Raw genomic sequence first — 12,588 nt, forward strand, 5'->3', positions numbered from 1 at the left:
AATTCCGTCGTACGGAGCAGTCGGCTGCCACCGGACCGGCACGATCCCATGGCGGCAGTTGCAGCACACCGGCGCCGACAACTGCGGCTCGGCCCTGACCCGGTCGCCGGAGACGTCCTCCGGGCCCGTCGGAGCCGGGCCCTGTCTCGCATTCGGTGGTGACGGAGCGTGCCGCTGTCCGAGGAGGACGCGGTGGCGAAGGAGGATGAAGCCTGCTCGTCCGTGCATCTGGCGCGCGATCCGCTTCCCGGTCGGGTCCCGGCTCATCAGTGCCATGTAGATGCACTTGAGGGCGGCTTCGTCGGGGAAGTGCCCACGGGCACGAACAGCCCTGCGGATGCGGGCGTTGACGCTCTCGATCGCGTTGGTGCTGCAGATGACCTTGCGGATCTCGACGTCGAAGGAGAGGAAGGGCACGAACTCGTCCCAGGCGTCCGACCACGGCTTCACGATCGCCGGATACTTCAGACCCCACGCTTCCTGAAACTCCAGGAACCGCTCCGTCGCCGCGTCCTTGCTGGGCGCGGTGTAGACGGGCGGCCTGAGGGCCTTGGCGACCTTGTCCCAGTCCTGAGGAGCCGCGTAACGGAACGAGTTCCGCCCTCGCCGCCGTCGGCGGCCCGGATGCCGAGGATGTCGCGGGTGCCGTCCACGGTCACCGCCATCACGACGTAGACCGGACGGTTCGCGATGGTCTGCTGTCGCGGCCGAGGACGCGAGCGGCCCTCGTCAGCCTATCGGCTCGGCCTGTTGGGTGGCCTGGCACTGGGAGACCTGCTCAGCGAGGGCCTCGTCACCGACCGCGATCTGCCCGGTGCCCACGCCGTAGGCGGGGGCGGTGATCGGGGCGAAGCGCTCGGCGAGCGGGATCCCCTGCTCCGACAGGAAGGTGACGTACGCCATGAAGGTCACCTCACGGTCGTTGGGATTCTGGACCTCGACGGTGGCGTACGGATTGCCGGGCGACGCGCATCTCACCAGGATCGCCGAGGCACTCTGGGCGGGCTTCTGCGCCGAGTCGGCCGTCGAGCCGGAACTCGACCCCGAAGACCTGCCGCCACCTGTCGTGGACGTCGAACTGCCGTCGTGGTCCTGGCTGGAGCTGCTGCACCCACCGCCCCCGCCGTCGTTGCCGTGACGGGTCTTGTGACTTGCGTCGGAGAACCCCGTGAGGGCCATCACCACCGTCGCCGTCACAGCCGTCAGTCTGAGAACTCTCCCCGTTTGCGTGCGCATGCCACAATCTTAGTGACCGCCGGACCGCTCGGAAGCCGCACCGTCCGCTCACGACAGAGCCGTTACGAGGACGTGTTCACGCCATGCGTGCCGTGCCCGTTTCCCAGTGGGCGTCGGTGTCCTCCGGCCCCTCGAAGCAGCCGGCGACCACGAAGGTGCCGGTCGGCCCTGCGATGCCGGTCAGCGCGGCCGGCCGGGCGCCGAACAGCAGCCAGCCCACGGTCAGGCACCCCACGAGCCACAGCACGGCAAACCCACCGACCACCCGCCCGGACCACGTCCGGCCCATGCGACGCCCCGCCACTCGGTCATCCGTCCGAAGACGCCCTACCGGCAGCGGCGCCGCCGAACCGCACGGGCTTGCCGAGAGCAGACAACTTCACGACGCCCGTCACCGGCTCGCCTTCGCGGCAGCGGAGACGTCGACCTCGCCGATCCGACTCGGCCGTGGTCACCGCCCACGGGCATGGTGCCGCGTCGTCGCACCCCATGTGCCCGCGGACCTGTGCTCCTTGCACCGGCCGGGGGCGAGACCATCGACTCCGCTCCCACGCTCCTCGTCACCTTCGCGCCGGCATCCGTACTCGTCGGCACCGCGCAACTGCTGTGAGGATGCGCGCTGTTCAACGCCGGCGTTTCGATCCCACGATCTTCGACAGCCTGACGGGGAGAAGTTCAACCGCGCGGTCAGCCGGGACACGGTCCTGCGCGTCACCGAACGGCACTTCGCCACGGATGTGGCCTCCGCGGCGTCGGCCACCTGGCCGGCGAGGCCGTGCGGCCGGGCCTCGCTGCGGCAGGCCGCGACCGGGATGGCGCCCAGCTCCAGGAGTGCGCGCGTCGCCCCTTCCCCGCTGACACCGCCTGCGCCGACGACGAGCACGGTACGGCCCCACAGAAAGGATCCCTCAAGGGGTACCGAATAACTGGTCATTTCGAGCGGGGCAGCCATCGGCAGCACCAATGACCAGATGTACATTAAGAGGATCAGTAAGGAACCTCCCGGCACCCCTGCCGTAGTCAGGAAACGGGTCCGCGCCCCCGAGGCCCACCGCGAGGCGATTCTGGAGGCGGGGCGGGCCGGTGTCACTCACGGTCTGCTCATGCGGCACTTCGGCTCGAAGGAACAGCTGTTCCTCATGGCCGTGCCCGGACCCCGAGACCTGCACGAACTGCTGCCCGGCCCGCCCGAGACCATGCCGGAGCGGCTCGTGGCGTACCTGACGCGCACTCTCCGGCGCCTCCTCGAGCCCGTCGGTCCTCCTGAGTCCTCCGAAGGGACCTCCCCGTCATGACGGAACAGAGCCTCACCCACGTCGCGTTACCCCCGTCCCTCACCGGCCGGACGGTCCTGCCGTCCGACGCCCGCTACGAGCGGGTGCGCCACGGATACGTGCACCGGGGCGCCCCGGCCACGGTGATCTTCCCCGAGAGCGTGGAGGAGACGGCCGTGGCACTGGCGTACGCCCGCACCAGGGGCACGGTGGTGTCCGTGCGCAGCGGCGGGCACGGCATCAGCGGACGGTCGACCAACGACGGCGGTGTCGTCGTTGACGTCTCCCGCCTCGACGACGTCGCGGTGCTGGACCGGACGCGACGCCGGGTCCGGATCGGCGCGGGTGCCCGCTGGGGGAGAGTCGCACAGATCCTCGCCCCGCACGGACTCGCCATCAGCTCCGGAGACACCGGCGACGTGGGCGTGGGCGGGCTGGTCACCGCGGGCGGCATGGGCTGGTTCGCGCGGCGGGACGGGCTGACCATCGACCATGTGACGGCCGTCGAAATCGTCCTGGCCGACGGCACTTTCGTCCGCGCCGACGCGGAGCACCACCCCGACCTGTTCTGGGCGGTCCGGGGCGCGGGCGGCAACTTCGGCGTCGTAACGGCGGTGGAGCTGGAGGCGTCCGAGACCGGCGATGTCGTTTTCGCCAACCTGGTCTTCGACGCGCGGGACACCGCGTCGCTCGTCGAGGAGTGGGGAGCCGTCCTCGATGCCGCGCCCCGCGAGCTCACGAGCTTCCTCACCCTCATGCCCGCCGCACCGGGCCGCCCGGCCATGGCCCACGTCGCCGCGGTCTACGCAGGAGACCGACCGGACGCCGCCCAGCGGGTGTTGACTCCCCTGCTGGGGCTGGGCCCGCTGCTGCGCCAGGAGGCGATGCTCGCCCCGTACCCGGCGCTGCTGCCGGTCGGCGGCGCCCCGCACCACGGGCAGGGCCTGGGCGCCACCCGCTCCGGACTGCTCGACCGCGTCTCCACGCACACCGCGCGCTCCCACGCGGACGCGCTGGCGTCCGGGCAGGTACTGATGGGGCAGTTCCGTTCGGTGGGCGGCGCGGTCAACGACGTCAGTCCATCGGCCACCGCCTACGCCCACCGCACCCAGAACTTCCAGCTTCTCTCCGCGACCGTGCCCGAACGGGTGCGCTCCCTCGACGCCCACTGGGCACGGCTCGCCCCGGAGGTGAACGGCATGTACCTCAGCTTCGACACCCGCCGCTCCCCCGAGGTCCTCGCCGAGGCGTTCCCCGAGCCGGCCCTGACCCGGCTGCGCGCGCTCAAGACGCGGTACGACCCGGACAACGTCTTCGACCGCAACTTCCCGCTGCGGTGAGAGCCGGTGAGAGCGGTTTCCGGGGACTTACCGGGGCTGTCAGGCCTCGCCGTGCGTGCGGGCGCCGTCGATCGCCGCCTGGTACGACGTGGCCGCCATCTCCTTGAACTGGAGGAGCCGGGGCACGTGCGCCGACTTGGTCAGCTCCGCGTGCAGGAACGTCAGGTCGGAGGCGAGGCCCACCATGCTGAGCGCCGCCTTCAGGTACGGCTCCTGGTGGTCGAAGTCGTGGCGGGGCGTGCCCGGCCCGTAGGCGCCGCCGCGCGCGGAGGCCACGACGACCCTCTTGCCGGAGAGCGGGCCCTGGCCGGTGGCCGGGTCGGCGATCAGCGGCGCGATCAGGACGCGGTCGAACCACGCCTTGAACGTGGACGGCACCGAGAAGTTGTACATCGGCACGCCGAGCAGGATCGTGTCGGCCGCGAGGAGCTCCTCGATCAGCGGCCAGGTCACCGCCCAGCTCGCCACCTCCTCGGGTGTCCGCGCCGCCTCGCGGGCCGCCTCGAGGTCGCGCACGCCCTCCGCCTCCAGGCGGTGCATGACCTCGATCTGCGCGTGGTCGACGTGCGGTACGGGGTCGGCGGCCAGGTCACGGTAGACGTAACTGCCGTCGGGGTTGGTCTTGCGCCAGGCCTCCGCGAACTCGCCCGAGATCTGGCGGGAGACCGAGCCCTGACGGGGGCTGGAGTCGAGATGGAGCAGTGTGGGCATGGCGGAAGTCCCTTGTCCGGTTGGCGCGTTGGAGGAGTCGATCTCCATTGAAGTCGCCGCCAGGACCGTTGTCTCGTAATCTGGCGTGATACTTCTTAACCAGAAGCGTTAGCGAGGATGACGGTGCTGGACGTACGGAAACTGGTGCTGCTGCGCGAGGTGGGGGCCCGGGGCTCGATCGCCGCGGCCGCGCAGGCACTCAACTACACGCGTTCCGCGGTCTCCCAGCAGCTGTCCGCCCTGGAGTCGGAGACCGGCGCCGCGCTGCTGGACCGCGGCAGCAAACGGGCCGAACTCACCGCCGCCGGACGACTGCTGGTGGCGCACACCGAGCGCGTCCTCGCCCAACTTGAGGCTGCGGAGGCGCAGTTGCTCGCCCGAGACGGCAAGGTCACCGGCGAGCTGCGGGTGGGCGTACCGCTGCACGAGGGGCCGGCCCTGCTGGTGCCGGCGTTGAACCGGTTGCGCGCACGTCATCCGGAACTGCGCATCACCCTGCACGGCGTCGATCCCGACGAGGGCCGGCAGACGGTCCGGCTGGGGCGTCTCGACGCCGTCCTGGCCTCCGGCTACCCGCAGGTGCCCGAGCCGCGGGTGCCGGGGCTGTACGAGGAGGAGGTGATCAGCGACCGCATCCGCCTGGCCATCGCGCCCGGTCACCCGCTCGCCCGGAGCGAGGGGCCACGTGACCTCGCCGAGTTCGCGGAGCAGCCGTGGCTGCTGGACCGGACGTCCAGGCTCGGGCAGCTGGTCCTGCATCTGTGCGCCGACGCCGGTTTCGTCCCCGACATCGTCTCCGACATCGGGGACATGCAGGCCGTGTTCGGGCTGGTCTCGCTGGGCTGGGGCGTCGCGCTCGTCCCCGACCTGGTGCCCGAGCGGCCGGGGCATCCGGTCGCCCGCATCGCTCTGAAGAGGATCCGGCCCATCCGCCGGATCACCCTCGTGGTGCGCGAGGGCGCCCTGGACAGCCCGCCGGTGGCGGCCCTGCTGCCGGCCGTACGGGAGGCGGCCGACGAACTGCGTCGGTCCTCGGCGGGCCCGATCCGCCACCCCACGACAGACGAGCTCCACCCGCCGGGGGCCGACGAGCTGTGCCGAGGCGAGGCCGGCCTGCACCCCCGACCCGCAGCGGACGAGTCGCGCCTGCCGGCGGCCGAAGAACCTCCTCGGCCCACGGCATGAGGGCCTCGTCAGCCGCCGGCTGACGACTGCCTCCGCGCCGACCGACCAGCCGCTTCCGCCCCGGCGACCGGTTCGCTCCCGCCCCGGCGACGGACCGTTCATCCGGGCGCGGCGGACCAGCGTGGATAGCTGCCCAGGAAGCGCACCTCCAGGCCCCGAGCCTCCACGGCCGCCATGGCCAGGCGCAGCGGGCGGGTGTCGATGTGGGCGTCGACGTCGAGGAACAGGTCGTAGCTGCCGAGTGCCCGGCCCGTCGGCCAGGACTGGATCCAGGACAGGGCAATGCCGAGGGTGCGGAACTCGTTGAGGACGTTGGGGACGAGGGCCGGGCCCGCGGTACTCAATGACACCAGCAGGGAAGTGCGCTCGCGTGCGGTCCGGGCCGGGTGGGACCAGCGGGGGGCCACCGACACGAACCGGGTCACGGCCCCCGCCTCCCGGCCCAGGCCGGTGGCGAGGATCCGCAGCCCGTACAGGCCGGCGGCCGGCGCGGCCGCGATGGCCGCGTGGGCGGGGGCGCCCGCCTCCGCGACCTCCCGGGCGGCCGCGGCGGTGGAGGCGGCGGTCCGGGTGCGGGCCCCGGGCAGCCGGGTGCGCAGCCAGTCCTCGCACTGGCCCAGCGCGTGCGGGTGGCTGTGCACCACGGTCACCTCCTCCGCCGCGACACCCTCGGGGGCCATGAGCGCGAAGGACACCGGCACCTCGACCTCGGCGTTGATGTGCATCTCCGCCGAGGCCAGCTGGTCCATGGTGGCGGGTACGACGCCGCGCACCGAGTTCTCCAGCGGCACCACCGCCGCTTCGCACTCACCCCGGCGGGCCGCCTCCAGTGCGGCGGGCACGCTCGGGAACGGGCGGTGCGCCGGTTCGCGGCCCGGAGGGACCGCCGACAGGAGCCGGCGCAGCGCGGTCTGGGTGAAGGTCCCCTCCGGGCCGAGGTAGGCGTACGTCATCGTCGCCCGTCAGCTCTCGATCACACGGTGGAACGCGACGGTGTCGAAGATGTCCTCCATGCGGACGGCCCGTCCGCCGCGCAGGACCCAGGAGTGCACGAACGGCTGAGTCTCCGTGTACCCGCTCAGGGAGGTGATGTCCCGGTGGCCGAAGACGACCACACGCTCGCCCTCGCGGACGAACTCGGCCGGGTGCAGCCGCATGCCGCCGAGGACGGTGGGCACGCGGGCGAGGAACTCCTTGACGCCGGCGTGCCCGTACTTGGCGCCGCCGAGGCCGTACTTGTCCATCCCCTCGGGATGCACCCACTCGATGTCCGGGTCGAAGGCGTCCAGGAGTGCGCCCGCGTCGCGGGCTGCGAAGGCGGCGTAGGCGGCGTGGATCGGTGCCAGCGGATCGGTGCTGTCGGTCATGACGGGAGCCGCTCCTCTCACTTCTTGAGGTGTTCGGGGTAAAGGGCCGCGAGGGTGCGCCGGATGCCCTCGCGCCACGGCACCCTGCACGGTCCGGTGAGCGATCGGCGCAGCGTCGGGTTGAACTGGTAGGTCTCGCGGGTGACTTCGCTCGGTACGAGCTTCGCCTCGACCCCCGTGAGCTCCTCCAGGTAGCGGACGCAGTCGGTGACGCCGACGGACTCGTCGCCGCCCCAGTTGGTCAGGGTCACCGGGACGCTCGCCGCGTTCCACAGGTGCGGGACCTGCTCGACGAGGTCGTCTGTGTACAGCAGCGAGGTCCAGTTCTGGCCCTCCAGCGGGACCGGGATCGGCTCGCCCGCGAGCATCCGTTTGAAGTAGAGCATGGGCACGCCGCCGTAACCGCCCGGCCCGTAGGCGATGTTGAGGCGGGCTATGACAGTCGGCAGGCCGAGGGTCTGCGCGAACGCCCGGACCGTACCCTCGGCCGCGATCTTGACCACGGGATAGGCGGGCAGCCAGTCGGCCTTGCCGTCCAGCGGGTCGGTCTCGGTGTACTTGTGGTCGAGGGTCTGGCGGGCGTACAGGGCGCCGGTGGAGACGTACAGGAACGCCTCCGCGGTACGGCAGTGGGTCATCAGGCGCCCCACGGCGACCGAGTTGACCTCGACGGCCGCGTTGAAGTCGCCGTCCTCGCCGCGGCGCACCGCTGAGTGGAAGACGTGGGTGAAGTCCTCCGGCAGGCCCTTGAGGGAGCCAGCGCCGGTGTCGTCCATGTCCCAGTGGAAGGTGTGGATGCCGTGCCGGGTCAGCTTCTCCTCGGCCCCGGGGGCACCGAAGCGGCCCAGCGCCCACACCTCGTTGCCGTCGGCCAGCGCCTCGGCCACCGGTCCCGCCACCTGTCCGGTGGCACCGGTCACCAGGATCTTCTTGCCGTTCACGTACTGCCCCTCCTCGGGGTCGGGGGTCGGTGGTCTGTGGGGTTCAGGCGTCGCCGAGGGCGCGGTCGAGCTCCTTGCGCAGGATCGACTGGAAGGCCGCCACGTGCGCCGGGCCCATCAGCGTGTAGTGCTCGCCGGGTACGTCGATGTAGCGGTTCTCGCCGGTGGCGTGTTCGTCCCAGCGGCGCAGCTCGTTGTCCAGCCAGTCCTCCTTGGTGCCGCGCAGCGGGATGGCGTAGAAGACGCTCATCGAGCGGACTCTGCCGCCGGGCGAGTAGCCGCGTCCGAGGTTCGTGAGGCCGTCTGCGAGTTCAGCCCATGCCTTGAACCTCTCGAAGGTGAGGTCGAGTTCGGCGAGGCGGCCCTCGGGCCCATGCTCGATGAAGTGTGCGAGCTGCTCATCCTTGGACAACGACCGCAGCTGTGCGGGCAGTTCGAGCGACTGCTTCTTGTCGATCAGCTCCAGGAAGAACGCCAGGTTGGCGGCGGTCTCGACGAAGTCCAGCTCGTTCATGCGGTACTTGATGTGCGGCGGCAGGTTGAAGCTGCCGACGAAGTCGACGCGCTCGCCCTGCGCTTCGAGTACCTTGGCTATCTCGAAGGCGACCGCGCCGCCGTACGAGTACCCCGCGACGGCGTACGGGCCGTGCGGCTGGCGGGAGCGGATGGCTCTGACGTACGTGTCGACCATCTCGGCGAAGCTCTCGAAGGGCTTCTCGCCGGGGTTGAAGCCGCGGGCACGCAGTGCGTAGAACGGCCGTTCGCCCACGAAGTACTTGGCGAGGTTGACGAAGACGAGGACCTCGCCGACGCCCGGATGGACGCAGAACAGCGGGGTTTTGTCGCCGGTGACCTGCATCGCCACGATCGGGTCGTACTCCCCCTCGCCGTCCGCGGCCCCGTCCAGGTGGGCGGCCAGGGCACGCACGGTGGGGGCCCGCAGCACGGTGATGATCTGCAGGCCGTCCGCGCCGAGGCGCTGGGCGACCAGGGAACGCAGGCGCAGGATGTCGAGTGAGGTGCCGCCCAAGTCGAAGAAGTTGGCGGTGACACTCATCCGGTCGGGGCCGGTGTCGAACATCTCTGCGTAGATGCCGGCGAGGGCTTTCTCCGTGTCGCCCTTGGGCGCGGTATAGCCGCCGAGCCGACGCAGAACCAGGTCGTCGACGACGCCCTTCACCTCGTCGTACGCCCCAGCCTCCAGCCGCTTGCGCATCAGCGCGCGCTGGATCTTGCCGAGGCTGGTCTTGGGGAAGGCGTCCTTCGGCAGCGGAAGGATGAGTGCGGGCCGGAAGCCCCAGTGCATGACGACGCTGCTGCGCACCGCGCTCAGCACCCGGTACAGGGCGAGCTCGTCGCCGTCGGCGCACTCCGGATGGAAGGCGACCACGAGTTGCTCGGTGTCGCTGCCGGGGGCGCGGGTGGGGAAGGCGGCGACAAAGGAGTGGGCCACGTCGTCGAGGCCTTCGAGGAGGGTCTCGATGTCGTGGCTGAAGTAGTTGACGCCATTGACGATGACGCTGTCCTTGTTGCGCCCGACGAGGGTGAGCCGGCCGTCGTCGATCCGGCCGAGGTCACCGCTGCGGAACCAGCCGTCGGGGGTGAAGGCGTCCTGCGTGGCCTGTTCGTTGTTGTAGTAACCGGTTGTGATCATCGGGCCGTTGAGCTGGAGCTCGCCCACCCCGCCCGCGGGCAGTTCGCGGTGCGCCTCGTCGGCGACGCGGATGCACAGCCCCTCGACGGGCCGTCCCAGGTTGGCGAACTCCTGGGCCTGGTCGGCAGCCGGGAAATCGACGGAGTAGATGCTGCCGGCGCAGGTCTCCGACATGCCGAACGCGGGCCACAGGGCGTCAGCACGCAGCCCGTACGGCGCGAAGCGGCTGAGGAAGGTCTCGCCGGTGGTGCGGACGACGGCCTCGCCGCCACTGATGACGTGCCGTAGCCGGGACAGGTCGATCTCGTCGCCGTCCTCCTCGTCGAGCCGGTCGGCCTGCGGATTGATCAGCCCCAGCAGGAAGTTGGGGGTGAAGGTCATGGTGACGCCGAAGCCGGAGATGATCCGAAGGAAGTTCAGCGGCTCCTGGAGCACCACGGGCGCTTCGACGTGCAGCTGGGTGCTGCCCGCGTACAGCGGCAGCAGGTGGCATTCGAGGAGGGCGGCGACATGGTCGAAGGAGACCCAGTTGAGGCTGATGTCCTGGGCGGTCAACCCGTGGTAGCCGTTCTTGGCGGCCATGGAGGCGAGCAGATTGGCATGGCTGAGCATCACGGCCTTGGAATTGCCGGTGGAGCCGGACGTCAGCACGAGGACGGCGGTGTCCTTGGGATCGGCCTCGTGGAAGGAGTCCGCGGGGTGCTCGGCGTGCAGATCCTCCAGCGGGACGATGGACAGGCCCTTGGCACGCGGGAGTTCGGCGGCGAGGGTGGCGCTGGTGACGATCAGCGGATGGCCGAGAAGGGTGTCGACGTGCGTAAGCTGGGCCGCCCAACGCTCCGGGTCGCCGCCCAGGGCGGCCATCGGGCATGGCACGAACCCGCCGAGCTGGCAGGCCCAGAACGCGGCGAGGAACTCCCGCGGTTTCTCCAGGAGCAGGACGACCTTGTCCCTTGGGGCGAGGCCGCGCTGCCGCAGGCCGGTGAGGACCGAGCGGGCCTCGTCGAGGAGGCCGGAATAGCTCTGCAAGGGTGCGTCCTGGCCGTCCGCGCCCCGGGGGTAGCGCAACCCGGACTCCGTGTGGTCCCGGGCGGCGTCGCGTAACAGGTCCACGATGGTCCGCGTCCTCGTCACGGCTGTGGTCATGCGGGATGCCTTCTTCCTCTGTGTCGGCCGTCGCGCCCGGGATCACCGGAACGGCGTGCCGAACGGTGTACGGAAAGCGGAAAGTCGTTCGGACGTGCTGGTGAGTCACGCTCGAACGCGTGCGGAAAGGGTGGCGGTGACAGCGGCCGGGAAAGCAGGGCGGCGCGGCGGGCGCGGCCCCTCCAGAGAGCTAGTAAGCGGAAGGGTCGGATCCGATTTCCGCCGGCCGATTGGGCAAGCACCTGTTCATCGTCCCCCGCCGACCAGGCCGGCCCCTGGAGCCGGAGCCACGGCATCGGGGCTCCGAATATTCGCCGAGAATAAGAACCGGCGGTCGGGCTTGTCAAAGGGCTAAAAGGGGAAGCAGAAAGTGCCAGAAACGAGGAAAAAAGCCCGCCAAACCTCACTGGACGTGAGGGAGAACACACCGACAGGACGGAGTTCTGCGGAAAATCGACAAAGGCGTCCCATTTCTGACCTGCGCACCATCGATCCAAGCAACCTGCCCGTCACATCGCCGCTTCCGGATGCGCTGCAAAAGAACCCGGTGCCGTTTTTTCTGACGGTGGGCGTAAGTAATCGAGACATGCACCGGAAAGAGACGGCGCGGCATCCGGATCCTTCCCTTCCGTGCGCCTACACCTGGGAGGAGACCAGCTCCAAGTGGTCCAGGTCGTGCAGGTCGTGCAGGTCGTGCAGGTCGAGGATCTGGAGACAGAAGCGCCGGGAGCCGGCCTCGGCGTAGCGGCCAGTGTTCCCGACGACCTGGGGGGAAATCCGGCCAGACCGTTGGACCTCAGCTCGTCTACCTCGCGGCCGATCGCGGCGGGCCGGTTGAGCTGCCCCGAGTTCCACAGAGTCCGCCGGTCACGGTTTCAAGCGGTCAGCAGTCCTGCTTCCGGAATCCGCCAGTGGTCCTGCAGTGTCTGTACTCTGCAGTCGGTACGTAGTCGAGTTGGGGGCGGAGTGGAGACGTTCTTCGTTTTGCCGCGTGACCTCCTGGAAGATCACCCACTCGATCTGGCCGACACCCTTCCACGGTCACGCATTTCGATCGGCTCAGTCTTTAAGATGCCGTTTCGGCGCCTCGGACATCGCGTTGTCGTACGAATCCGCGACGGAGCCGACCGACACTGAGCCGAACCGCGGCCTTGGTCGCGCCGAGCGCGAGAGCCTTCTCCTCGGCCTCGTCCAGTTTCGGCGCACCGAAGTCGAGGTGGAAGTGCTGCGGCACATTCTGCTCGGGCCGCTCAGGGGCTCGATACAAGACGTACCCGACCGCCTCCAAGAGCCGGGTTGGCACCGGCTCCAAGAACGCTGTCGTAGAGCACGGCGACCGCCTCGGAATCGAAGTCGAAGTCGTCGACAGAAACCCCGGAGTTCGCGGCTTCCATATCGTGAAACGGCGTTGGGTAGTCGAGCGAAGTCTGGGATGAATCATGTTGCGCCGACGCCTCGCCCGCGACCACGAGACCCTCACCGCCAGCTCCGAAGCCATGATCCACATCGCGCGACAACCTCAACCTCGCCAAGCGCATAACGGTGACTGCGGGCCCTGACCGATCGATCCGCGGCGCTGACCGGATGACATGGACGTCTCGTCGACCAGAGCAACGACCCGGGATGGTTGATCCACCCCGTCGCGACTTCCGGCGTTACGGCCGGTGCTCGCAGTCGCCTTCCTCTCCGTTGACGGGGAATCAGTTCAAGCTTGGGTGTTCCAGACATCCCAGG

12 protein-coding genes and 3 pseudogenes are annotated in these 12,588 nt (G+C 69.8%); 5 read left to right on the forward strand and 10 right to left on the reverse strand.

Annotation, left to right across the window (positions count from 1 at the left end):
* Positions 1 to 177 precede the first annotated feature (177 nt).
* Together OG485_RS06895 and OG485_RS06900 are read right to left on the reverse strand one after the other, a co-directional pair.
* Positions 178 to 600: pseudogene (locus tag OG485_RS06895) on the reverse strand (transposase); the annotation flags it as partial.
* A gap of 129 nt (positions 601 to 729) precedes the next feature.
* Positions 730 to 903 (reverse strand): hypothetical protein, encoded by a 174-nt coding sequence (locus OG485_RS06900; protein WP_328665093.1) that lies wholly within the window; start codon positions 901 to 903, stop codon positions 730 to 732.
* Between OG485_RS06900 and OG485_RS06905 the strand changes: the two genes are divergently transcribed.
* Positions 902 to 1,138, forward strand: a complete 237-nt coding sequence (locus OG485_RS06905) for a hypothetical protein (RefSeq protein WP_328665094.1) — start codon at positions 902 to 904, stop codon at positions 1,136 to 1,138. The two genes, OG485_RS06900 and OG485_RS06905, sit on opposite strands and share 2 nt — an antisense overlap.
* A gap of 174 nt (positions 1,139 to 1,312) precedes the next feature.
* Here the strand turns inward: OG485_RS06905 and OG485_RS06910 are convergent, their stop codons facing one another.
* Positions 1,313 to 1,483: a hypothetical protein gene (locus tag OG485_RS06910; protein WP_328665095.1), complete on the reverse strand. Its 171-nt coding sequence runs from the start codon at positions 1,481 to 1,483 to the stop codon at positions 1,313 to 1,315.
* Between the two features lie 724 nt (positions 1,484 to 2,207).
* Between OG485_RS06910 and OG485_RS06915 the strand changes: the two genes are divergently transcribed.
* Both OG485_RS06915 and OG485_RS06920 read left to right on the forward strand, forming a co-directional pair.
* Positions 2,208 to 2,531 carry a TetR family transcriptional regulator gene (locus OG485_RS06915; RefSeq protein ID WP_328665096.1) on the forward strand — a complete coding sequence of 108 codons (324 nt, stop codon included), beginning with the start codon at positions 2,208 to 2,210 and terminating at the stop codon, positions 2,529 to 2,531.
* Entirely contained in the window at positions 2,528 to 3,850 is a 1,323-nt protein-coding gene (locus tag OG485_RS06920) for an FAD-binding oxidoreductase (RefSeq protein ID WP_328665097.1), read from the forward strand. Before OG485_RS06915 ends, OG485_RS06920 begins: the two co-directional genes overlap by 4 nt.
* A 39-nt stretch (positions 3,851 to 3,889) precedes the next feature.
* On the opposite strand, the gene OG485_RS06925 is transcribed toward OG485_RS06920, so the two are convergent.
* Positions 3,890 to 4,561 carry an FMN-dependent NADH-azoreductase gene (locus OG485_RS06925; RefSeq protein ID WP_328665098.1) on the reverse strand — a complete coding sequence of 224 codons (672 nt, stop codon included), beginning with the start codon at positions 4,559 to 4,561 and terminating at the stop codon, positions 3,890 to 3,892.
* Positions 4,562 to 4,678: 117 nt separating this feature from the next.
* Between OG485_RS06925 and OG485_RS06930 the strand changes: the two genes are divergently transcribed.
* Positions 4,679 to 5,746 carry a LysR family transcriptional regulator gene (locus OG485_RS06930; protein WP_328665099.1) on the forward strand — a complete coding sequence of 356 codons (1,068 nt, stop codon included), beginning with the start codon at positions 4,679 to 4,681 and terminating at the stop codon, positions 5,744 to 5,746.
* A gap of 98 nt (positions 5,747 to 5,844) precedes the next feature.
* Here the strand turns inward: OG485_RS06930 and pheA are convergent, their stop codons facing one another.
* The 6 genes and pseudogenes from pheA to OG485_RS06960 form a co-directional block, all read right to left on the reverse strand.
* On the reverse strand, positions 5,845 to 6,699 hold the full coding sequence (pheA, locus tag OG485_RS06935; protein WP_328665100.1) for a prephenate dehydratase: 855 nt from the start codon (positions 6,697 to 6,699) through the stop codon (positions 5,845 to 5,847).
* A gap of 9 nt (positions 6,700 to 6,708) precedes the next feature.
* Positions 6,709 to 7,113 (reverse strand): nuclear transport factor 2 family protein, encoded by a 405-nt coding sequence (locus OG485_RS06940; protein WP_328665101.1) that lies wholly within the window; start codon positions 7,111 to 7,113, stop codon positions 6,709 to 6,711.
* A 17-nt stretch (positions 7,114 to 7,130) separates the two neighbouring features.
* A complete protein-coding gene (locus tag OG485_RS06945; RefSeq protein ID WP_328665102.1) occupies positions 7,131 to 8,054 on the reverse strand; it encodes an NAD-dependent epimerase/dehydratase family protein in 924 nt (307 codons plus the stop codon).
* 43 nt (positions 8,055 to 8,097) lie between these two features.
* Positions 8,098 to 10,854 carry a non-ribosomal peptide synthetase gene (locus tag OG485_RS06950; RefSeq protein ID WP_328665103.1) on the reverse strand — a complete coding sequence of 919 codons (2,757 nt, stop codon included), beginning with the start codon at positions 10,852 to 10,854 and terminating at the stop codon, positions 8,098 to 8,100.
* 636 nt (positions 10,855 to 11,490) lie between these two features.
* Positions 11,491 to 11,687 (reverse strand): annotated as a pseudogene (locus tag OG485_RS06955) (LLM class F420-dependent oxidoreductase); the annotation flags it as partial.
* Between the two features lie 233 nt (positions 11,688 to 11,920).
* Positions 11,921 to 12,157 carry a VOC family protein gene (locus tag OG485_RS06960; RefSeq protein WP_328674260.1) on the reverse strand — a complete coding sequence of 79 codons (237 nt, stop codon included), beginning with the start codon at positions 12,155 to 12,157 and terminating at the stop codon, positions 11,921 to 11,923.
* Between OG485_RS06960 and OG485_RS06965 the strand changes: the two are divergent.
* A pseudogene (locus OG485_RS06965) lies at positions 12,120 to 12,411 on the forward strand (IS5/IS1182 family transposase); the annotation flags it as partial. The gene OG485_RS06960 and the pseudogene OG485_RS06965 overlap by 38 nt on opposite strands.
* Positions 12,412 to 12,588 lie beyond the last annotated feature (177 nt).

Origin of the sequence: Streptomyces sp. NBC_00328 (assembly GCF_036139655.1) — a bacterium.
GTDB lineage: Bacteria > Actinomycetota > Actinomycetes > Streptomycetales > Streptomycetaceae > Streptomyces.